The organism is Cupriavidus sp. P-10 (assembly GCF_003402535.2).
GTDB lineage: Bacteria > Pseudomonadota > Gammaproteobacteria > Burkholderiales > Burkholderiaceae > Cupriavidus.
The window spans coordinates 2,757,815-2,779,329 of the sequence record NZ_AP025171.1 but is presented as its reverse complement, the minus strand read 5'-3'; the positions used below and the strand labels follow the sequence as shown (position 1 = coordinate 2,779,329).

Below are 21,515 nucleotides of genomic sequence, written 5' to 3'. Positions count from 1 at the left end.
ACGCGTCAGGCACCGGCATGCCGGGCCGGTCAGGCGACCGTCAGTTCCAGCCGCTTGCCCAAGGCACGAAACGCCGCTTCGATGGTGTCGATCTTGGTGGCGTGGTCGAGGTTGACGATACGCTGGACCTCCTGCTTGCGGGTATGCAGGCGTCGCGCCAGTTCGGCCTGCGAGACGCCCTGCGCGAGCATTTCATTGAGCAGCAAGACCTTGGCCGACATACTGGCCGGCAACTCCACAAGGTGCTGGCTCCGCCTGAGTTTGGACGGCAGCGGCACCTGCCGGCCGTCTTCGAAGTAAAACTCCATCGCGGTGGCCAGCGCATCGGCTGCCATGGCGCAGGCGTGTTCGATGGAGTCGCCGCTGGTCAGGGCTTCCGGGATATCGGGGAAAGACACGACAAAGCCATTACCGTCGGCGACGACATCGGCAGGAAACCGCAACATATCCACACTCCTTTTACGACGAATGCCGGGCCGCATGGCGGTGGCAGGGTGGACTGCCTGCCATTGAGATACACCCTGAGATGCTTGGCACCGTCATGGAAGATAGCGCCCTGACCGGCGAGCCAACGCCGGAATTCACTTTGCTTCACCCGATTCCCTCCGTGCGCATCACGGTTGGAAAGGTAAGCAAAAATGATTACTGATTCTAGCAGCACTACGTCAACGTTGGCGACCGTCCCAGGCCATCAACACAAAGGCCGCCTGAGAAGGCGGCCTTTGTGTTGCGGAAGTGCCGATTGCCCGGCACCGCCTCTGGAAAATCAGGCGAACGTATCGATCTCGCCGCGCGCCGGCACCCGCGTGGGCCGAACCACCGGTTCCGCCGGTGCGGCGCTCTCCACGCCGGCCAGCGTGCCCGTGCCGAAGGCCGGTTGCCCGCGCCCGTTGCCGGATGCCTGCTGCTGTTGCTGCCCATTGCCGGCCTGGTTGGCAAAACCGTCTGCGCCGACCGACGTCTGGCCCAGCTGGATGCCATTCTCGGACAGCGCGGTGCGCAGGTGCGGCAGCGCTGCTTCCACCGCGGCGCGCACCGCCTGGTGCGGCGAGACGAACTGGGCCTGGGCCTGGTCGTTGACCACGTTGAGCACGACCTTCAGCGGGCCGAGGTCGGGCGGGTTCAGTTGCAGCTCGGCGCTTTGCGAGCCTTGCGTGCTGAGGCGGATCATCTGCTGGCCGAGGGCCTGCGGCCACTGGCTGTCGTACAGCGCGGGGACGACCACCGGACGAGCGGCGGCTGCCGCGGCTGCGGCAGCCGCCGGTGCCTGGGCCGTGTGCTGGCCCGCGAGCGCGGCGGCCAGGGCCGGCGCGTCGTCGGCGCTGGTCGTGGCGGTGGTGGCCTCGCTGGCGCGCGCCGCGGCCTGCGCGGCGGCAAACGAGTTAGCGGCCGGGCGCGCTTCCCCGGCGCCATTGGCGGCGGCAAGCGGATCGGCGCGATGCTGGCCAATGCCGCTGTCAGGCTGCTGGCCGGCGTTGTCCTGCTGCGCCGGCATGCCGGCAGCCGGAACGGATTGCGCAAGGACGGCAGGGGACCTGGCGTCGCTGGCGGCTGGCGTGCTGGCCTGCATCGCGGCACGCTGCGAGGCGATGGTGGCAAGCGTGTCGGCGACCGAAGGCTGGGCCGGTCTGGCCTCGGCGGTGATGACCTTCAGCGTGGCGGGTGACGCGGCGGCGTCGCCTTGCAGCGCCGGTGCCGGGGCATTGGCAACGTCGGCAGCCGTCGGCTGGGCGGCGCCGGCGAGCGCGGCTTGCAGCGCAGCGTTGCTGCCCGCGTCGGCGGCTGACCCGACCGCTGCGGCGGCAGCGCCCGCGGCGGCGGATGCTGCCGTGGCCGGGGCCGTGGCCGGGGCCGCAGGCAGCAGCAACGCCAGCGCCGCGGCGGCCGCTGCCGCGGCGGCATCGGCGCTGGTGGTGCTGTCGTCGTCTTCCTTCGCCTTGTCGGTGGTGGCTGGCTTGCCCGCCGGCGCCGCTTGCGGCTTGCCGGTGTCGGCACGCGCTGGCTCCGATGCCGCCTGCTTGTTGCTCGCGGACTTGTCCTCCCCGGCGCCTGCGTCCCTGGCCTTCGTTGCCTGGGTTTGTTGCGGGTTGCTTTCCCGGGCGCGCGTCAGCGCGTCGCCGAAGCCGCTGGTATCGCCGGCGGCGCGCCTGGCGCTTTCGGCCGCACTGGCTGCTGCCTTGGCGGCATTGGCCGTGTTGCTGACAATCTGGCTGATATCGATCATGTCGTCCTGCTGCGGATTTCCGGTACCGGTCCGGGCTTAGCTGAGCCGGCTGGCGGCGGAGCGTGCCAGCCGGGCCGCGTATTCGTCATTGGCGCGCTGCTCGCGGCGCGCGGCGATCTGGTCTTCCCTGGCCTCGGCACGCGCAATCAGCGTGTCGAACGAATTCAGGCGGCGCTTCTGGTGCTGCCATCGGTTGCGCCCGGCCAGCAGGTCCTCTTCGGCCTTGGCCAGCGCCGCGGTCTGCTGGCGGATGGCGTGGTCGAGCGAGTCGAGGAAGCGCGAGAAATCCTGCCAGCGGCTCGACGTCATGCCCTCTGCCGCCACAGCCTGCATGCGGGCGCGGTACTCCTGGCGGTATTGCGTCAGCTGGTTCAGCTGCTGCTCCGCCTGCGTGCGCAAGCCCTGGAGCCGGCCGAGTTCGCGCGCGGCGGCGTCGGTGTCATTCTGGGCGAGGTCCGCCAGGGTATTAAGCGGTGAAGGCTTGGCCATGTTCACTCCTGTCGAAGAGGCTGTGCAGCTGGGCGATAGCGTCGTCGTAGCCGGCGCGCAGGTGGATGTCCTGTTGCAGGAAGGCTTCCATGCGCGGATGCAGCCGGATCGCGAGATCCAGCTCGGGATCGTTGCCCGGCACGTAGGCGCCCACGCTGATCAGGTCGCGGTTGCGCTGGTAGCGCGACATCAACTGCTTGAAGCGGCGCACCGAGGCGAACTGCTCTTGCGAAATCAGGGCGGTCATGGCGCGGCTGATGGAAGCCTCGACATCGATGGCGGGGTAGTGCCCCGACTCGGCCAGGCTGCGTGACAGCACGATATGGCCGTCCAGGATCGCGCGCGCCGAATCGGCGATCGGGTCCTGCTGGTCGTCGCCCTCGGTCAGCACGGTGTAGAACGCGGTGATCGAGCCACCGCCCTCGGGGCCGTTGCCGGTGCGCTCGACCAGCGTCGGCAGCTTGGCGAAGACCGATGGCGGATAGCCCTTGGTCGCGGGCGGTTCGCCGATCGCCAGCGCGATCTCGCGCTGCGCCATGGCGTAGCGCGTCAGTGAATCCATGATCAACAGCACGTGCTGGCCCTGATCGCGGAAATACTCGGCCAGCCGGGTCGCATAGGCGGCGCCCTGCATGCGCAGCAGCGGCGAGCAATTGGCCGGCGCCGCCACGACCACGGAGCGCCGGCGGCCCTCCGGCCCCAGGATGTTCTCGATGAACTCTTTCACCTCGCGGCCGCGCTCGCCGATCAGGCCGACCACGATCACGTCGGCGCTGGTGTAGCGCGCCATCATGCCGAGCAGCACGCTCTTGCCCACGCCCGAGCCCGCGAACAGGCCCATGCGCTGGCCACGCCCCACCGTCAGCATGCCGTTGATGGCACGCACGCCGGTATCGAGCACGGTTTCAATGGGGGCGCGCATCAGCGGGTTGATCTGCTCGCCGGCCAGCGGCACTTCCATCGCCGCGGTGATCGGGCCCAGGCCATCGAGCGGACGGCCCGCGGCATCGAGCACGCGGCCGAGCAGGCCCGCGCCGACCGGCAGGCGCTTGGACCCCGGCTCGCGCGGCGTGGTGGTGCCGGCCGGCTGCGGCGACGGCTCCAGCGGATAAACACGCGCGCCTGGCAACAGGCCGACCACGTCGGATTGCGGCATCAGGTAGAGACGGTCGGCGCCGAAGCCCACCACTTCCGCCTCGGCGGTGCGGGGTGCATTGCTGTCGGCGCTGAACTGCCCGGCGGGCAGCTCGATCAGGCAGTCGCTGCCCACCGGCAGGCGCAGGCCCACGGCCTCGAGCACCAGGCCCGCGGCACGCGTCAGGCGGCCGCAACTGCGCTTGCTGTCGAGGCCGGCAATACCGGCCGATGCGGTTTCGAGCGCACCGATCCAGCGTTGCGCATGCTGGCTCGATGCGCCATCCGGCGCGGCTTGTGCGATGGCTTGTGCGACGGCTTGAGCGGCGCCTTGTGCGACGGCTTCAGTCATGCGGCGGCTCCCACGTATCGTCGCGGCCCAGCGCCTTGACCACGCGCGTCCAGCGCGTGCCCAGCGTGGCGTCGCGCTCGCCGCTGGCGGCGCTGGCGATGCAGCCGCCGCGCGCCACCGTCGGATCCGGGCGCACGCTCCAGCCCGCGGCTTCGAGTTCGCCGTGCAGGTGCGCCTCGACCAGCGCCACGTCGTCAGGATGCAGCAGCACGCTGGGCGAACCCTGCAGCGCAGGCTCGCTGGTCAGCAGCTCGCGCACGGCGGGCAGCAGCACCGAGGGATCCTCGGCAACCGTGGTGCGCACCAGCTGGCGCGCCACGTCCAGCGCCAGCGTCACCAGCGCGCGCGCGACGTGGTCGTCGACGCCTGCCAGCGCGCCCCGGAAATTCGTGGCCAGCGCCTGCAGCTGCGCGGCCTCGTTGCGCGCCGCTTCCAGCCCGCGCGAATAACCTTCACGGTGGCCGTCACCATAGCCCTGGGTCTGGCCCTGCGTGTAGCCCTGCGCATAACCTTCCTTGCGCGCGCCTTCGCGCATTGCATCCAGCGCCGCGAAATCGATCGGCGGCGGCGCGGGCTCGGCCGGCAAGATGTCGGCCGGCGCCTCCGACGCCATGTCGCGTGGGTCGAGCGAGCCCATCTGCCAGCGCTGCCAGCCGGCGCCGCCCCCACGCGCGCGGCGCGGCGGCTCGAACGGCGCGAAACCGCCGCCGTGCGCGCTGTCAGGGGGATCGCCCCGCTGCGTGCGGCGTGCGCTCAGTGCGTTCTGTGTGCTCTGTGCGTTCTGTGTGTTCAGGCCGCGCTCAGGTAATGCATCAGACATAGGCATCGTCGCCTCCGCCGATCTGGAGTTCGCCCGCATCCGCCAGGCGTCTTACCACCTGCAGGATGGCCTTCTGCTCTGCCTCGACCTGCGACACGCGCACCGGGCCGAGCGCATCGAGGTCCTCGCGCAGCATCTCGCCGGCGCGTGTGGACATGTTGCGGATGAACTTGTCGCGCAGCTCCGATGGTGCGCCCTTGAGCGCGACGATAAGCGACTCGGTGGCGATTTCCTTGAGCACGCGCTGGATACCGCGGTCGTCGACCTCGAGCAGGTTCTCGAACAGGAACATCTCGTCGATGATCTTCTGCGCCAGGTCGCCGTCGTGCAGCCGCACGCCGTCGATGACTGCTTCCTCGTGCGCGGTGCTCATCAGGTTGATGATCTCCGCCGCGGTGCGCACGCCGCCCATGCGGCTGCGCTTCAGGCTCTGGCCGGCCAGCAGCTTGGTCAGCACGTCGGTCAGTTCCTGCAGCGCACCCGGCTGCACGCCGCCGAAGGTGGCGATACGCAGGATCACGTCGTTGCGCAGGCGGTCGGTGAACAGGCCCAGCACCTCCGACGACTTCTGGCGGTCCAGGTGGATCAGGATGGTAGCGATGATCTGCGGGTGTTCGTCGCGGATCAGCTCGGCGATCGAGGTCGCGTCCATCCAGTTGAGCGAGTCGATGCCGCTGCCCGGGTCGCGCGATTCCAGGATGTCCTCGATCACCGACTGCGCGCGCTCCTCGCCCAGCGCCTTGTTCAGCACGCTGCGGATAAAGGCGCTGGAATCGACGTTCAGGGCCAGGTACTGCTCGGTCTCGGAACGGAATTCGCCCAGCACATCGGCCATTTCCTCGCGCGTGACGGAACTGAGGCTTGCCATGGCAGCGCCCAGTTCCTGCACCTCGCGTTGCGACAGGTGCTTGAACACCTCGGCCGCGGCATCCTCGCCGATCGCCATCATCAGGATGGCGCTCTTCTGCAGGCCGCCGGCGGAGGTTTCCTTGGAGATGGCCTTAGCGGTTGTCATTGGCAATCCAGTTCTTGATCACGCTGGCGACCAGGCGCGGGTCGCGCTGTGCGGCGTCGCGCACCAGCGCGAGGTCGCTTTCATACTTGGCGGCAAGCCGCAGCACTTCCGGATTGGCCGGCTCTTCCGGCGGCAGCAGCACCGCCTCGGTCTCTTCCTTGGTTGCCGGTGCCGGCAGCGGCGGCGTGGTGTAGCGGCGCAGGATGGGGCGCGCCACCTTGAACCACGCGAACAGCGCCAGCAGTGCCAGCAGCAGGTAGCCCGCACCGGTCTTGCCCAGGTCGATCATGTCAGGTTGCTTCCACAGCGGGACTTCCGGCGTGACCTCGCGGTCCACGGTGAACGGGCTGTTGACCACGTTGATCGAGTCGCCTCGATCGGACGAGAAGCCCATCGCCTCCTTGGTCAGGTTCTGGATCTGCGCCAGCAGCGCCGGCGGCAGCGGCTGCGCCACCATCTTGCCCTTGGCATCGGCCGCCTGGCGGTAGTTCACCACCACCGCCACCGACAGCCGGCGCACGCCACCCGGTGCCTGCTGCACATGGCGCACGGTGCGGTCCAGTTCGTAGTTGACGGTGGAATCGCGGCGGTTGTTGCTCGGGCCGCTGGGGCCTGCCTGGCTGCTGGCGGTGCTGGCCTGCGCGCCTTGCGCGGCCTGGCCTTGCTGGCCGGGCTGGCCGGGCTGGCCCGGCTGGCCGGCAGCGGGCGCGCCGGCCTGTCCCGGCGCCTGGCCTGCACGGGGCGTCTGCGGCGTGGTCACCGGCGCGACCGCGGCGGCGGGCGGCTGGTTCGACAGCGCGCCGGGCACGCCGCCCGGCGGCGTTGCGCCCTGCTGGTTCGACTCGCTGGTCTGCTGGCTGCGGATGGCCGAGCGGGTGGGGTCCTGGTTGGGCTTGTAGCTCTCGTCGGTGTGCTCGACGATGGAGAAGTCCACGTCGGCCGTCACCTGCGCGCGCACGTTGTCCTTGCCGACGATCGGCGTCAGGATCGCCTCGATGCGCTTCAGGTAGTTCTGCTCCAGCGCCTGTACGTATTTGAGCTGGGTGGCGTCGAGCATGCGCTCGTTGCCGCTGTTCGACAGCAGGTTGCCGTGCTGGTCGACGATCGAGATCGACTTGGGCGTCAGCTCCGGCACGCTCGACGATACCAGGTGGCTGATCGCCGCGACCTGGCCTTCATCGATGGCGCGGCCGGGGTACAGCTGCAGCACGATCGAAGCGGTCGGCTTCTGGCGCTCGCGCACGAACAGCGTCGGCTTGGGGATCGCCAGGTGTACGCGGGCCGACTGCACCGCAGCGATCGATTCGATCGAGCGCGCCAGCTCGCCTTCCAGCCCGCGCTGGTAATTGACCTGTTCGGCAAACTGGCTGATGCCGAACTTCTGGTTGTCCATCAGTTCCATGCCCGCGGTGCCGCTCTTGGGCAGGCCCTGCGAGGCCAGCCGCAGGCGGGTCTCGTGGACCTTCTCGGCCGGCACCATCAGCGCACCGCCGCCTTCGGCGAACTTGTACGGCACGTTCATCTGCTGCAGCGAGGCAATCACCGAGCCGCCGTCGCGTTCGGACAGGTTGCTGTACAGCACCTTGTAGTCCGGCGCGCGCGACCACAGCACGCCCACGGCGATGGCAGCGGCCAGCGCCGCCCCGCCCAGCATCAGCGGCAGCTTGGGGTTGGCCTTCAGCCGTTCCAGCACCTCGGCCGGCCGGCCAGGCATGGCAACCGCCGCGGTCACGCGCGTGCTCCTGCGCCGGCGCCGCGATGCTCGCGACGGCTCGGGCGATGATGACGGCCATGGTCGTCGGCACGGCCCATGGCGCGGCTGACGGCGCGGCTCACATTACGCTGCAGAGAAAACACGCGTACTCCCGGATCGATGGTTGGTCTGGCAAGGGCCGGAAAGCGACGCTGGGCGGCTGCCCGCGCTTCTCCGGCACGGTGGCAATGATCGGCCAGACTTGAGTGGGACAATCCCGCAAACAGACCCGGTTTTTCGCCCGATTTCAGGCCATGGCGCGTGCGTGGCGGCGGGTACTCTGCAAACCGCTGAAAATCGGTGCGACCCGTCTGCCTCGCCGGCATGAATGTGATTGACGGGACGCGCCATCGACTGACCCGGCCGCCGGCCGGCCCATGACGACGCCATGACCACTATCTCTTCCATCGAGTCCATGCTGCAGCAGTTGCGCGGCCTGTCACAGGTTGCCTCGGGCAACAGCGCCACCCAGTCGGCACCGGTTGCCGGCGGCGGCTTCGCCCGCGAGCTGCAGCGCTCGCTCGGCAAGATCAATGCGGCGCAGGAGCGCGCCTATGGCCAGGCCGAGGCCTTCGAGCTGGGCAAGCCGGGGGTGGCGCTCAATGATGTGATGATCGACCTGCAGAAGGCCAATATCTCGTTCCAGACCGGGGTGCAGGTGCGGAACCGGCTGGTGCAGGCGTATCAGGAAATGATGAGCATGCCGATCTGATTGGCGCGGCAGGATTGCCGCACACAGAGCAAAGAGCCCCTGGAAGCGTGCGCGTGCCAGGGGCTCTTTGCCTTCAGGGATGCGTCAAGGCCTGCCTGGGCCAGCTTAAGCAGAGGCTCAGGCCTGCGCCTCGGCGATGTCCATGCCCGATTCCAGGTGGTAGATCCACGCCAGCAGTTCGGCCACCGCCACGTACAGCTGCGGCGGGATCTGGCTGTCCAGGTCCACCTGCATCAGCAGGTTGACCAGCGTGGGCGAGTCGTGGATATAGACACCCGCTTCCTTGGCGCGCGCGATGATGGCCTCGGCCACCACGCCATAGCCCTTGGCAACCACGCGCGGCGCCTGGTTGTTGTGCTGGTAGCTGAGCGCGATGGCCGCGCCGCGGTCTGCCGCGCTTTCGCTCATGACGCGGCTCCTGCAGCCAGGTCGTCCTGGGTCTGGATATTGAGCCGCTGCAGCGGGATTCCCTGGGCTTCCAGGCGGTTGCGCAGCAGCGGCCGTGCGGCGATCAGGCGCGCGGCGATATCGGTCTCGCCGGTGGCGACACGCGCCTCCAGTCCGGACGGGCCGAGCGTCAGCAGGGCTTCCACGGTACCAAGACTGGGCAACTGCAAGCGGATCCGGCTTGACCATGGCCGGCTCGCGTCGTCGGGGCCGTGGCCATTCGCCTCGGGGTCCGTACGCTGGATGTCCCACTCCATCGCTGCGCCAGGCCACGCTTCGCCGGCAAAGCGGAACTGCTGCGTGGCGAGCAGTTCGAGCTGCTGGCGGACCACGCCTTCGGTCGCCGGATGAATCGCGGGCCCGGCAGACGCGGCTTGCCGGCCGGCTTCGGCGGCGACGCTGTCGTTACCACTGCCGACATCGGCGGCGCGCGCTTGCGATGCCATCGGCTCTGCAACGGGTGGCCGCGCGGCGTCCGCGGTGGCCTGGTAGGCCTGTGTCGCCAGCATTGCGGTGGAGGGGCGAAGCGGCGGACTGTCGGCATCGCGGCTGTACACCGCGGTGGAGCCCGTGCCCTGGCGTACACCCTGCTCGGACGGTGCATGGCTGTGCGCCACGCGCGGATTGCGCGGAGAGGCCAGCGCTTCGGCCAGCACCTGCGAGGCCGGCAGCAGTGGCGGCGTGCTCAGGCGCGGCACGTCGCCGCCCGCAGGTCCGCTGTAGGTGAGCATGGCCGAAGCAGCGCCCTGCGCCCCAGCCGGTTGCCCTGGCGAGGGCGGCAGCGCCGGGCGTGCCACCGCAGCCTGCGGTTCCTGCAGGATCGTCGACAACGAACGAGCCCCGCCGACCCACTGCGCGAGGTGCGACTCATAGAACAGTCCGCTCTGGCGTACCGCATTGGAAAGCGCTGCAGCGGCAGCCTGCATCGATCCCGCACCCGGGGGCATCGGCAACAAGGGCGAGCCGGGTTTGACCGGCTGCGGCTCCGCACCTTCCATCACAGCCAGGATCGCGCGTGCCGCGCTGCTCAGCGATTCACGCGTCGATGTGCCCGGCAGCAGCGCCGCCTGGGCTAGCAGACCATTCGCGCCAGCGGCCTGCTGGCTGTTACGGATCGCCTGGCCGGTGGAATTCTGAACGCTCGATTCGGTAGCCTCGAGCACGGGCTGAAGCGCGGCGAGCTTGTCGATCGCCAGCGTGGGGCGCAGCAGTTGCGGGTCCGGGGCCTGACCGGGAGCCAGGCCTGGTGGCAGGTGGATGCCGGTCATTTTTCAGGAATTAGTGGAAAAGGCGGCACGGCGCACGGCCGTGCGTGTGTGTGGTCAGGCGAGGGCGCGCGCCGGTGGCGGCGCGCGGTATCTGTCTGGCTGCCGCTCAGGCCATTGCGCCGTACGCCGACGCAAGCTCTACCTGCCGGCGCGAACTGGTCAGCATGTCGCCGAGCTTCTTCAGCTGCGGCATGGCCAGGTCGCGGATGCGGGCATCGTACGTGAGGATGCGGTCCAGCAGCTGGTAGCGGCGCATGCGCTCGGCATCGGAGAACGGGGCTTCGTGGTCGAGCTGGCGAAGGTGTTCGACCTGTTCCAGGTAGCTGCGCTGCAGCTCGGTGACGGTGTCCCAGTCGGCGGCCTGGGCGGCGTCATGCATGCGGGACGACAGGGCCAGGATGGCTTCGTAGCAGGTGACGATGGAGGAGAAGGGTGCCATTTCAGTTGTCCTGTAAGGCAGGCTGCGGCTCGTCGATCTGCACCCACGCCGAAGCCAGGCTTTCTAGCAGCGTATCGACCTCGGCCAGCAGGGCCGCGTCGCTGCGCAGGTTGGCCAGCATCAGGCGGCGCACCATATACTCATACAGGGACTCGAGGTTGGCGGAGATTTCACCGCCCGCGTCGTGGTCCAGCACGGCGCGCAGGCCATTGTCAATGATGTCGATCGCTTTGGAGATGGCGTTGCCGCGTTCGGCAATGTTGCCGCCTTCCAGGTGAAACTTTGCCCGCGCGATGGCGGCGCGGGCGCCGTCATACAGCATCGTGATGAGCTTGTGCGGGCTGGCGCTCATGGCGCCGGTCTGGACGCCCACCTGGGCGTAGGCGTTGATGGCTTGGCGGGCGAACATGGCAAGGTTCCTTAGTGATTACTTGCTGGTCTGTGCTTTGAGGGCATCGAACTGCTGGGTCAGATAGCTGCTGGTGCGGTTCATTTGTGCGACCACCATGTCCAGTTGCGTGAATTGGGCCTTGTATCGATCGATGGTGGCATTGACGCGATCCTGCACGCGGTCATAGTCGTCTTCCAGGTCCTTCAGCGTCTTGGTGATACCGTCCTGGGCAGTCTTTAGCGCGCCGTTGGTCTTGGTCAGGCCATCCACGTAGTCATTGACCTGCTTGCCGATGCCTCCGTTGCCCGTTGTACTGGAGAACATTGCCGTGACACCGCCAAGATTGTCGTTCAGCGCTTTGGTCAGCTTGGTGCTGTCGAGCGCCATCGTGCCGTCCTTGTTGAACGCGATGCCGATATCGATCAGGGTGATGGAGCCACCTTTGCCGTCGTCCATCGCGCCGCCCAGCATCGAACGCAGGCTTGACTGGATCGACCGCAAGGTGCCATCGCCCGTCAGCGCGGCCGAGGTGCCTGCGTCGGTATCAAAGGCCGTCAGTGACTTGGCGGCGCTCTGGATATTGTTGTACGCGGTGACGAAGGCCAGGACCGAGGCCTTGATCGCGTCGTTGTCGCGCGTGACGACCAGCGACGTGGTGCCGGTCTTGCTCAGGTTCATGGTCACGCCCTGTGCGGCATCCACCACCGAGTTGCTCTGGCTGACCACGTTGATGCCGTTGATCGTCAGCGTGGCATTGGCCGGGGGAACCTTCTGCTCCATCTTGTTGGCAGCGGGCGCGGCCGCGGGGTCGAAAGCGACCACGTTGTTCAGGGCCGCATCCGTCGACGACACGCGCATGGTGGCTTCCGTGCCGGCCTTGTCCGAGGTCAGTACCAGGCGGTAGGGGCTGGCGCTGCCGTCGTTGACGATGCTCGCCGTCACGCCGATGCCGGCCTTGTTGATCGCATCACGTACGCCTTCCAGCGAGGCGCCAGCCGGGATGGTGACCTTCTTGGTGCTCGTGGCGGCGCCGCCCGTGGCCAGTGCCTTGCCAAAGTCGAACGTGATCTCGCCCCCGCCGATGGCGGCCTTCTGGTCGGCGACATTGCCGCTCACCAGGGATTGCGCGGTGGCCAGCGTGTTGACAGTAATGCTGTAGTTGCCCGGCACCGCGTTGGCGGCGGTTGTCACCGACATCACGTCGGTCGAGCCCACGCTGGCCTTGACCGCGCCGAAGGTGGCAGCCTCGGACAGCTTCTTGGCTGCCGTCTGGTAGGCGGCCAGCACGCTCTGCACCTGGCTATAGGCCGACAGCTTGGTCTGGTAGCTCTTGGCCTGGTTGTCGATTGCGGTCAGCGGTGCCTGCTCGGCCGTCTTGAGCTGGTCCAGCAGGGTACTGAGTTCCAGATTGGAGCCAATGCCGATGGAGGAGATCGTTGCCATGCTTGTCGTGCCTCTTCTTCAACTGTTGTTCATTGCGCTGCCATGGTTTGCGTCAGGCCGCCTGGCTGACGAACAGCCCCTGCAGCTTGTCGATGGCGCGGGCGATGCGCAGCACCTCTTCCGTAGGCATCTGGCGGATCAGCTCGCCGGTTTCCTTGTCGATCACCTTGGTGACTACGCGGTGCGTGGTCTCGTCAATGTCGAAGCGCAGGCCGATCGATGTAGTCCTGAGCGCGTCGACCAGTTCGCCGATGGCGGCGCTCGTTTCCACCGATGTCAGTGTGTCGTCTGGCGCTGCAGCCGCTGTGGCGGCGCCTTCCTGCCGGGACAACTGGCCGGCCGTGCGCGTCGCGACTGCGGGCGGCAGTCGCTGGGCGCTAGGGGTGACTGTCGAGGGAGGGGCTATGGTCTGCTCCGTCCGGATGGGCGTGCTGTCGGTGGGCTGGAAACGCTTTGCAGGCAGTAGCCTGCCTGCAAAACACTCCCGGCAAAAAGGCCGGGCCTTGCGGTCCAGCCTTTGATGCCTTGCGCGGCGGCGATTAGCGCAGCAGCGACAGCACGCCCTGCGTGGTCTGGTTGGCCTGGGCCAGCACCGAGGTACCGGCTTGCTGCAGGATGTTCGCACGGGTCATGTTCGACACTTCCACCGCGTAGTCGGCGTCTTGGATGCGCGAGCGCGAGGACGAAAGGTTGGTGATGGTGGTGCCGAGGTTGGCGATGGTCGAATCGAAGCGGTTCTGGACCGCGCCGAGTGCGCCGCGCAGTGCGTCGACGCTCTTGAGCGCAGCGTCGACGGCAGCCAGGGGATCTTCGGTCTTGTCACCCTTGCTGGTCGTGCTGGTCGTCAGGTCACCGGCAGAGTTCACGTAGACGGTCGAACCAATCTTCGGAGCGTACTTGCCCGTGCCGGTACCGGCAGCGACAGTCACCTCGCCATTCACCGCATTCACCGCGTAGTCCGTGGTGTAGCTGGCGCTGGATTTCGTCAGTTCGCCGTCGGAATCGACCCAGGTGTTGTTCGAGACTGTCGCGCCGCCGCCAGCGAAGGTGATGGTCGAGGCGTAGATGCCGGAGCCAACGTTCACCGTGGTGCCCGTCGATGCCGCAGCCGTGATGGCCGTGGCGACCACGTCCTTCGACACAGAATCCTTGTACGTGAAGCCAGTGGCGCCGCCGCCAAAGTTGTAAGTCGTGCCGTTGTAGGTCACCGACGAAGCGGTGGCGCTCGCGTCAGCCTGGTTGAACAGGACCTGTGCCGTGGCCGCCACGGCGCCGCCGGCGTTGTTGGTCGTCAGGTTGCCATTGAGGGCGTACGCTGCCTGGCCACCGATCGTGATCTTTCCGGTGGAATCGAGTTCGAACTGCGTGGAATTGCCCGCCTGGTTGGTGTACGTGCCGTTGTAGGTACTGCCTGCCGGCGGCAGCGAGGTCGAGCCGGCGTTTGGAGCCGTGAAGAAGGCGCCGACGGCGGCCGTAGCAACAGTGCGGGTGATCGAAAAATTGCCCGATGCGGCGTCGTAAGTATAAGTGCCGGCACCAGCGCCAGCGGTCACCGCGACAGTATTGCCATCCTTCATCTCGGCGAGTGCACCGTCGACCGACAGGGTGTCCTGCGTCGTCGTGACTCGGTAGTTGCCGCCGACGAGCGTGCCGCCTGCGGCCTGCAGGTCGGTGACGGTGGCCGTCTTGTTCTGGGTCGTGCCCTTGCCGTTGACGTTGAAGCCATCCAGGCCCAGGGTCTTGGCGCTGATTTCCTTCAGATCGATGTCGATGGTCTGGCCGTCGTTGGCACCCACCTGGATCGTCAGCTTGCCCGCGTTAGCCGACAGCACCTTCACGCCGTTGAACTGGGTCTGTTCCGACACGCGGTTGATTTCGTCCAGGCGCTGGGTGATTTCAGCCTGGATCGAATCCAGGTCGCTGGCCGAGTTCGTGCCGTTGGCAGCTTGCACCGACAGTTCGCGGACGCGCTGCAGGTTGTTGTTGACTTCGGTCAGGGCGCCTTCGGTCGTCTGCGCGATCGAGATGCCGTCGTTGGCGTTGCGGGTCGCTTGCGTCAGGCCCTTGATGTTCGCAGTGAAGCGGTTGGCAATCGCCTGGCCAGCTGCGTCGTCCTTGGCGCTGTTGATGCGCAGGCCCGACGACAGACGCTGGATCGCCGTGTTCAGCGACGATTGCGAAGCGTTCATGTTGTTCTGAGTCATCAGAGACAACGAATTGGTGTTAATGACTTGCGCCATTTACGACTCCTATTTGCAAAGTTTTTTGGCATTCCGGCTGCTAGCCGTAACGTTGGCTGCCTGCTTTGCAGGGCGTAGAGTGCCTCCGTTGCAAGGGTTATCGACCGTCCCCGGCAAAGGTTTAGAGTGATCTCTGCAAGAGTTTCAGGGGGTATCGCCGGGGGCGGACGGGCGTGCGTCGGCCTGCCAGAAGGCTCCGGGAGTGTGGCGTTGCGATGTCCGCTTCAGCGCCGCTTGCGCGTCCGCGGCATATAGATAGGCACGAATTCCGCCGCGATCGCCGGGTCGATCCCGACCACCGGCGTGTCCAGCGGCGTCACCAGGCAAATCGCCTGCTTGTAGACGAGCGTGGGCTGCGGATCGTCCAGCCGCCGTCCGAGCAGCACCATGTAGCTGTCCGCCGCCAGCACGATTCCCTGCAGCCGGGTGCCGTTGGACAGATGGACGACCACCGGCGCGCGGCTGGCGGAATGGACGGCGAGGTGCTGGATCTGCAGTTCTTTTCGGCTGGGGTGCTTGGGCCGGATTTCCTTCTTCTTCACAACGACTCCGGAAGAGCCCGCAAGGGTTCTGGCGGCTGATGACGGTCCGTTGGCAGGCGGCTGTGTGGGCGGCGCGGCCAGGGCGGCAGGGGAAACTTCCGCTCTCGGAACCGGCCTCGGGTCGGGTCGTCAGCGCTGCGGCGCCGGTTGGCCTCGCGCTCGGGCCCCCGGGCGTCGCGCACATGCCGGCGGTGGGCGCTGCCAGAAGAGAAGGGGAATACTTCAGCGCCGAGAGTAACAAAGTTTTACAAGAGTTGACGGGCAGAGTGCCGCGCTGGGCCTAGAGCCTTTGCTCTACAAAATTTGTTGCGCTCGGTGCTGTGGTATTGTAGCAACTTTGTGCGACTGCACAATGGCCTTGTACCGGCCGGTCCGCCAGCCCTGACGGGGCCGGGGCTGGAGGAAAACTGAAGAAAACAAAAAATTCGCCCCGAAGTGACGTCAGGGCCAAAAACATCAAAAGTGCCCGAAAAAGCTCATAACGGCATAAGGGATTTCCCTGATAGAAGCGGGATTTACACCTCATGTAAGCGCGTTTATATTCTTGGCAAGAGCTTGGTTTCGAGCTCTTGTAGTCCTGGAAAGCCTACGAGCACCCCGCGCGTGGGCTTCTTTTTTTGGTGCCTACGTCATTTGGGTCGCGCTCTGTGGCGCTGTGGTCGATGAATTAACCGACCGTTCGGGATGCCCAGCGTGATTAAAAGCCACCTTGCGGACAGGCAATCCACCGAATTGCGTGGGTTTTTGCCTCTAATTCTCATTTCCCTTCAAGAACTGTGCGCTGACCGCCGATAGGGCGACTGCGCTGCCGTATTGCCGTCGTCCGGCCCCGGCAGGACCGCGCTCGTACGGACACAAAACATTCAGTTCTTCGGTTCAGAAGGGAGCGTAGTGATGGCATGGTTTCGCAACATTGGCATCGGGGTCCGGCTGTCCCTGGCCTTTTCGGTGGTGGTGGTGCTGCTGGTGGGCATCGCCTTGTCGGGCGTCTATGCCCTGGGCGGCATGAACGAGGCGATGCGCATGACCGTGGAGGGCCGCCTGCTGAAGGTGCTGGACCTGAACCGGGTCAAGGAAGACGCGCAGGAGGTCGGCATCATGGTGCGCGACGCCACGCTGACCGAAGACCCCGCCATGGCGGCGCAGAATGCCGGGCGCATCCAGGCGCTGCGCAAGTCGATGCAGGAAACGCTGGCGGCAATGGGCAAGGTGATGGAGGCTTCCCGCCGACCGGACCTGCAGAAGCGCTTTGCCGAGCTGGAGGCGGCGCGGCATGCGTATGACGGCCAGCTCGACATGGTGCTGCGGCAGGTCGGCGCCGGTGAATTTGCCGGGGCGCGGGCGGCGCTGGTGGTGACGCTGCCGGCGGCGCAGGGGCCGTATTTCGAGCAGCTCGATGGCATCGTGGCGATGGGGCGGGCCGGCGCAGTCTCGGCGGTCAAGGAATCGGACGCGCGCTACGCCTGGGCCCGCAACGTGCTGCTGGGCATGGCGGCCGCCGCGGTGGCGCTGGCAGCGTTGCTGGGGCTGACGATTACGCGTTCGGTGACGCGCCCGGTGCGGCAGGCGCTGCGGGCCGCCGAGGCGCTGGCTACGGGCAACCTGCGTTACCGCGTGGCGGTGCGTAGCCGCGACGAGACCGGCCGCATGCTCGCCGCGCTGGAACGCGCCTTCCGCCACCTGTCGGGCCTGGTGCAGGGGATCCAGCGCGCCTCGGGCTCGATCGAGGGCGCCACGCGCGAGATCTCGCGCGGCAATGCCGACCTGTCGGTGCGCACCGGCCAGCAGGCGGCGTCGCTGCAGCAGACCGCGGCGTCGATGGAGCAACTGACCTCGACCGTGCGCCAGAACGCCGACAACGCGCGTCAGGCCAGCCAGCTGGCGCTCAATGCCTCGGAGGTCGCTTCCGAGGGCGGCCGTGCCGTGCGCGAGATGGTGCAGACCATGGAGACCATCTCCCGCTCCTCATCGCAGGTGGCCGAGATCACCGGAGTGATCGAAAGCATTGCCTTCCAGACCAATATCCTGGCGCTCAACGCCGCGGTGGAAGCGGCGCGCGCGGGCGAGCAGGGGCGCGGCTTCGCCGTGGTGGCGGCGGAGGTGCGCAGCCTGGCGCAGCGTTCCTCGGCGGCCGCCAAGGAGATTGCCGGACTGATCGGCGGTTCTGTGCAACAGGTGCAGGAAGGGGCGCGCCAGGCCGAGCAGGCCGGCCGCACCATGGACGATATCGTCGGCGCCGTCGGGCGCGTGACGCATATCATCGGCGAGATCTCGGCGGCCAGCACCGAGCAGACCATCGGTATCGAGCAGGTCAGCCTGGCGGTGACACAGATGGAAGGCGTGACGCAGCAGAACGCGGCACTGGTCGAGCAGGCCGCCGCGGCGGCGCAGAGCCTGCTGCACCAGGCCGACGGGCTGGTATCGGAAGTGGGGCGGTTCGAAGTGGAGGCACAGGCGGCGCCGGCTACTAAGCCGGCTACTGAGGCGGCTACTAAGGCCGTGATGCCCGCCGCACTCGCGCCGGCCGCGCCGGCCGCCCGGTTGGCACCGCGTGCACCCCGTGCCACGCCCACTGCCTCCGCTACCCCCATTGCCCCACGCGCCAGGGCCACTGCGAAGCGGCAAGCCGAACCGGCGCGCGCCACGGCGCCCGCCAACGGATCCGCCAGCACCGCGCCTGCCCTCAAGCCCACCGCCGCACCCACCCTGCCGCGCCCACCCCGCGCCCCTGCCGCGGCCCCGCGCCAGCCCGCGGTGCCCGCGGCGGTGCGCGCCCCGATCGAGCGCAAGCCGCAGAAGTCGGTGCTGCCGGCACGCACACCGGCCGTGACGACCCGCGCGCGCCCGGCCGTCACCCACCGCCGCCAGGAGCCAGTGCTGCCGGCCGCGACACGCCGCGCAGCGCAGCCGGCCATGGCCGATGGCGGCGACTGGGAGACGTTCTGAGCCGAGCCGGCGCGCCCGGGCACGGCAAGCACCGGCGGCGGGAAGCGCCTACAATAGCCGCTCTCCTTGACTCCGCAACAAGAGCAGGACCGGTCACCGCGCGGCGCCGCCGCCGCCTTGCCGCGATTCTGCCGCCGCAGGTGCCCATGACCGCCGTTCCCTCCCAGCCGCCTTCGCACGCGGCCGCTGCTCCTGCCGCTGGCGCCCCTGCCTCGACGACCCCACCCACCGGCCAGCACAACACCGGCGCGCCCACACCTCCGGTGCCCGTCATGCAGGTGATCTTCGGGCTGATGCTGGCGATCCTGCTGGGCGCGCTGGAGCAGTCGATCGTCGCCGCGGTGCTGCCCGAGATCGCGCTGCAGCTCAACGGCTTCGACAACATGGCGTGGGTGATCTCCGCCTACCTGGTGGCTTCGACCGTCACCACGCCGATCTACGGCAAGCTCTCCGACCTGCTCGGCCGGCGCTCCGTGCTGTCCTTCGCCATCGTGCTGTTCCTGCTGGCTTCTGCCGCCTGTGCGCTGGCGCAGACGATGCCGCAGCTGATCCTTGCGCGCATCCTGCAGGGCCTGGGCGGCGGCGGGCTGCTGTCGGTGTCGCAGGCGACTATCGCCGACGTGGTGCCGCTGCGCGAGCGCGGCCGCTACCAGGGTTATGTCAGCGGCGTGTGGGCGGTGGCCAGCATGGCCGGCCCGGTGATCGGCGGCTACCTGGCGCACTTCCTGTCATGGCGCTGGATTTTCTGGATCAACCTGCCGCTGGCGCTGCTGGCGCTGGTCACCGTGCGGCGCGCGCTGCGCCACCTGCCCGCGGGCGGGCGCCGCCATCGCATCGACTACCTGGGCGCGCTGCTGTTTGGCGCGGGGCTGAGCGGCGTGCTGGTGTTCCTGACGCGCCTAGGGCAGGGTCAGTCGCCGTCGCGGCCCGATACGCTGGGGATGCTGGTGGCAGGCCTCGCGTGCCTGGCGCTCTTCATCTGGCAGGAGCGCCGCGCGGCCGATCCCGTGATCCCGCTGGCGATGCTGCGCGTGCCCACCGTGGCGATCTGCTGCATCACGCTGTTCCTGTGCTTCTTCCAGCTGATCGCCATGTCGGTGCTGCTGCCGCTGCGCTTCCAGGTGGTGGGTGGCGCGCAGGCCGATGCGGCCGCGTTGCGGCTGGTGCCGCTGACGCTGGCGATCCCGTTCGGCGCGTTCGCGGCGGGCCGGCTGATGTCGTGGAGCGGGCGCTACAAGCCGCTGCAGATGGCCGGTGCGCTGGTGGCGCCGCTGGCAATCGTGGCGCTGGCGTTTGTCGATCCGCGCGCGGTCTGGCTGTGCGCACTGGTGATGGTGGTGCTCGGGTTTGCAATTGGCCTGCAGCTGCCCAGCGGGCTGGTGGCAACGCAGAACGCCGTGCCGCTGCAGCACGTTGGGGTCGCCACTGCGCTGACGGCGTTCTCGCGCATGCTCGGCGGCGCGGTCGGCGTGGCGGTGCTGACCACGGTGCTGATCGCGCTGCTGCGGCATGGCGGCATGACGGTCAGCGACCTGGGCGGCGGCGAAGACGTGCTGATGCACTTGTTCCAGCGCGTCATGGCGGGCACGCAGGACGGCGGTGATGCCGCGGCGGTGCGCCAGGGCGCCGAGCACGCCTTCCGGCTGCTGTTCCTGATGAGCGCGGGGGTCTCGCTGCTGGCGCCGTTCCTGGTGGCGCGGCTGCCGGAGAAGGTGCTGCGCGGCAGCACCGGCAGCGTGGCAGCGACCGCAGAGTGAACGAAATGAAGGCAGCGCTGTAATCTCTTAGCCCGCAGCTTCGCCGACATCGGGGCCGCGCGCCACGCGCCGCCGCGCGCGCGCGGCCAGCCCCGCGCCCAGCGCCCAGCGCAACGCCGGGGCAAGTACGCGCATGCCGGCCCGCGTGGCGGAACGCCTCAGCGAAAGCCCGTCGAGGTCGAGCTGCTGCCGCGCCCACGGTGGCAGCAAGGCTATGCCGGCATCGGCCATGATCCGCACCGCCGGCTGCAGCATGGGATTTGCCACCGGCATCTTGCGCACCAGCCGCACCACTTCACGGGTGCGCTCGCTGGCCTGCAGCTGGGGCCGCATCGCTTCCAGGTAGGCAGCCACCGCCGCGCGCGAGCGCGGTACGTCGGCCGCGCCGAGCAATAGCGCAATGCGCGCGACCTCGTCGTAATAGCGGTCCTGCTCGGCCTCGCCCAGCGGCCCGACGTAGCGCAGGTAGCCCGCCATGAAGCTCGACACCTCGGCCACATGCACCCACGTCAGCAGCGCCGGATCCGTCGCCGCATAGGGCCGCCCGTCCGGCGCCACGCCGGTGACGCCGGCATGGATGCGCCGCACGCGCGCGATCAGCGCCATGGCGTCGTCGTGGCTGCCGTAGGTGGTGCCGGCGATGAACTGCGCGGTGCGGCCGAGCCGGCCCTGCATGTCGGTGCGGAAGCTGGAATGGTCCCACACGCCGGCCAGCGCCAGCGGATGCAGCGCCTGCAGCAGCAGCGCGCTGACGCCGCCGGCGAGCATCGCCGGGAAGTCCGCATGCACGCGCCAGCAGACGGCGTCGGGGCCGAACAGGCCGGGGTCGCCGGGCGGGTTGTCATAGTCGAGGGAGAGGCCGGAATTGCTGCGCGTCAGCGCGCGCACGTGCGCGCCGGCATGCGCGCGCACCTTGGCCACCGGTCCTGGCGAGCGGGATTCACGCGGGGCGTGGCGGGAGACGGCGGGATCGGTGTGGCTGGACAAGACCGTGTAGCAGGCAAGGCAAGCAGGAAGACGTCACGGCCAGCATACACGGTAAGCCGCGCAAGCGCGCGGCCGCGGTGGCACCGGCAAGCTCCGCAGAAAAAGTCCGCAGAAAAAGGGCCGGAGCTCCCGTGCGGGAGATCCGGCCGATCAAGTTCCGGCGTATGCCCCTGCGGCCGCACCGCATGTTGCTGCCGCACATACCCGGATAGCTGCCTCTATGTCAGCAGGCGAGCTGACGACTGAAGTTATTGCTGGCGTTGTCCGCCTTGCTGGCCGCCCTGACCACCTTGTTGGCCACCCTGGCCGCCTTGTTGGCCACTGCGTTGACCGCTTTGCTGGCCCGGTTGCGAGCTGCCGCGATCCTGTTGTTGCTGCTGGCCTTGGCCGCGGTCCTGGTTACCCATTTGACCACCGCCTTGTTGTTTTTCCATGTCGGATTGTTGGCCGCCGCGTTGGCCAGATTGCTGTTCCTGCTGCTTGTCCTGCTGCTTTTGGCCCGACTGCGATTGACCCGGCTGTTGCTGCTGTCCCATTGCTAGTCTCCTTGACGCGG

At 68.0% G+C, this 21,515-nt stretch carries 21 protein-coding genes; 5 read left to right on the top strand and 16 right to left on the bottom strand.

Going from position 1 to position 21,515, the window contains the following annotated elements; all coding sequences use genetic code 11:
* Positions 1-29: 29 nt before the first annotated feature.
* The 7 genes from CTP10_RS29405 to fliF all read right to left on the bottom strand — a co-directional run bounded on the left by CTP10_RS29405 (position 30) and on the right by fliF (position 7,766).
* Complete coding sequence (locus tag CTP10_RS29405; protein WP_116319050.1) at positions 30-446, bottom strand: type II toxin-antitoxin system HicB family antitoxin; 417 nt, start codon at positions 444-446, stop codon at positions 30-32.
* A 320-nt stretch (positions 447-766) separates the two neighbouring features.
* Complete coding sequence (locus tag CTP10_RS29395; protein WP_116319049.1) at positions 767-2,224, bottom strand: flagellar hook-length control protein FliK; 1,458 nt, start codon at positions 2,222-2,224, stop codon at positions 767-769.
* A gap of 36 nt (positions 2,225-2,260) precedes the next feature.
* On the bottom strand, positions 2,261-2,713 hold the full coding sequence (gene fliJ / locus CTP10_RS29390) for a flagellar export protein FliJ (protein ID WP_116319048.1): 453 nt from the start codon (positions 2,711-2,713) through the stop codon (positions 2,261-2,263).
* Positions 2,691-4,199 carry a flagellar protein export ATPase FliI gene (fliI, locus tag CTP10_RS29385; protein ID WP_116319047.1) on the bottom strand — a complete coding sequence of 503 codons (1,509 nt, stop codon included), beginning with the start codon at positions 4,197-4,199 and terminating at the stop codon, positions 2,691-2,693. Before fliI ends, fliJ begins: the two co-directional genes overlap by 23 nt.
* Positions 4,192-5,025 (bottom strand): flagellar assembly protein FliH, encoded by an 834-nt coding sequence (gene fliH / locus CTP10_RS29380; RefSeq protein ID WP_116319046.1) that lies wholly within the window; start codon positions 5,023-5,025, stop codon positions 4,192-4,194. Before fliH ends, fliI begins: the two co-directional genes overlap by 8 nt.
* The gene (gene fliG / locus CTP10_RS29375) at positions 5,012-6,034 is read right to left on the bottom strand and encodes a flagellar motor switch protein FliG (RefSeq protein WP_116319045.1); all 1,023 of its coding nucleotides are present in this window, start codon (positions 6,032-6,034) and stop codon (positions 5,012-5,014) included. Before fliG ends, fliH begins: the two co-directional genes overlap by 14 nt.
* On the bottom strand, positions 6,021-7,766 hold the full coding sequence (fliF, locus tag CTP10_RS29370) for a flagellar basal-body MS-ring/collar protein FliF (protein WP_116319044.1): 1,746 nt from the start codon (positions 7,764-7,766) through the stop codon (positions 6,021-6,023). Before fliF ends, fliG begins: the two co-directional genes overlap by 14 nt.
* A 47-nt stretch (positions 7,767-7,813) precedes the next feature.
* On the opposite strand from fliF, the gene CTP10_RS29365 reads away from it, so the two are divergent.
* On the top strand, positions 7,814-7,993 hold the full coding sequence (locus CTP10_RS29365; protein ID WP_147316205.1) for a hypothetical protein: 180 nt from the start codon (positions 7,814-7,816) through the stop codon (positions 7,991-7,993).
* 182 nt (positions 7,994-8,175) lie between these two features.
* Positions 8,176-8,499 (top strand): flagellar hook-basal body complex protein FliE, encoded by a 324-nt coding sequence (gene fliE / locus CTP10_RS29360; protein ID WP_116319042.1) that lies wholly within the window; start codon positions 8,176-8,178, stop codon positions 8,497-8,499.
* A gap of 117 nt (positions 8,500-8,616) precedes the next feature.
* Here fliE and CTP10_RS29355 read toward each other — a convergent pair whose 3' ends face one another.
* The 8 genes from CTP10_RS29355 to CTP10_RS29320 all read right to left on the bottom strand — a co-directional run bounded on the left by CTP10_RS29355 (position 8,617) and on the right by CTP10_RS29320 (position 15,269).
* The gene (locus CTP10_RS29355; protein WP_116319041.1) at positions 8,617-8,907 is read right to left on the bottom strand and encodes an EscU/YscU/HrcU family type III secretion system export apparatus switch protein; all 291 of its coding nucleotides are present in this window, start codon (positions 8,905-8,907) and stop codon (positions 8,617-8,619) included.
* Positions 8,904-10,214 carry a flagellar hook-length control protein FliK gene (locus CTP10_RS29350; protein WP_116319040.1) on the bottom strand — a complete coding sequence of 437 codons (1,311 nt, stop codon included), beginning with the start codon at positions 10,212-10,214 and terminating at the stop codon, positions 8,904-8,906. Before CTP10_RS29350 ends, CTP10_RS29355 begins: the two co-directional genes overlap by 4 nt.
* A gap of 106 nt (positions 10,215-10,320) precedes the next feature.
* Positions 10,321-10,653: a flagellar protein FliT gene (locus tag CTP10_RS29345; RefSeq protein WP_116319039.1), complete on the bottom strand. Its 333-nt coding sequence runs from the start codon at positions 10,651-10,653 to the stop codon at positions 10,321-10,323.
* Between the two features lies 1 nt (position 10,654).
* Entirely contained in the window at positions 10,655-11,062 is a 408-nt protein-coding gene (fliS, locus tag CTP10_RS29340; protein WP_116319038.1) for a flagellar export chaperone FliS, read from the bottom strand.
* A gap of 18 nt (positions 11,063-11,080) precedes the next feature.
* Positions 11,081-12,487, bottom strand: coding sequence for a flagellar filament capping protein FliD (fliD, locus tag CTP10_RS29335; RefSeq protein ID WP_116319037.1), 1,407 nt, complete (start codon positions 12,485-12,487; stop codon positions 11,081-11,083).
* A 52-nt stretch (positions 12,488-12,539) separates the two neighbouring features.
* Positions 12,540-12,758, bottom strand: a complete 219-nt coding sequence (locus CTP10_RS41300; protein WP_233528095.1) for a flagellar protein FlaG — start codon at positions 12,756-12,758, stop codon at positions 12,540-12,542.
* Positions 12,759-13,026: 268 nt separating this feature from the next.
* Positions 13,027-14,727, bottom strand: a complete 1,701-nt coding sequence (locus tag CTP10_RS29325; protein WP_116319036.1) for a FliC/FljB family flagellin — start codon at positions 14,725-14,727, stop codon at positions 13,027-13,029.
* Positions 14,728-14,951: 224 nt separating this feature from the next.
* Complete coding sequence (locus CTP10_RS29320) at positions 14,952-15,269, bottom strand: RNA chaperone Hfq (RefSeq protein ID WP_116319035.1); 318 nt, start codon at positions 15,267-15,269, stop codon at positions 14,952-14,954.
* An 894-nt stretch (positions 15,270-16,163) separates the two neighbouring features.
* On the opposite strand from CTP10_RS29320, the gene CTP10_RS29315 reads away from it, so the two are divergent.
* A complete protein-coding gene (locus CTP10_RS29315) occupies positions 16,164-18,215 on the top strand; it encodes a methyl-accepting chemotaxis protein (protein WP_116319034.1) in 2,052 nt (683 codons plus the stop codon).
* 146 nt (positions 18,216-18,361) lie between these two features.
* A complete protein-coding gene (locus tag CTP10_RS29310) occupies positions 18,362-19,972 on the top strand; it encodes an MDR family MFS transporter (protein ID WP_442875213.1) in 1,611 nt (536 codons plus the stop codon).
* A 27-nt stretch (positions 19,973-19,999) separates the two neighbouring features.
* Here the strand turns inward: CTP10_RS29310 and CTP10_RS29305 are convergent, their stop codons facing one another.
* The gene (locus CTP10_RS29305; RefSeq protein WP_116319032.1) at positions 20,000-20,959 is read right to left on the bottom strand and encodes an oxygenase MpaB family protein; all 960 of its coding nucleotides are present in this window, start codon (positions 20,957-20,959) and stop codon (positions 20,000-20,002) included.
* Positions 20,960-21,228: 269 nt separating this feature from the next.
* On the opposite strand from CTP10_RS29305, the gene CTP10_RS29300 reads away from it, so the two are divergent.
* Entirely contained in the window at positions 21,229-21,501 is a 273-nt protein-coding gene (locus CTP10_RS29300; protein ID WP_199414566.1) for a hypothetical protein, read from the top strand.
* Positions 21,502-21,515 lie beyond the last annotated feature (14 nt).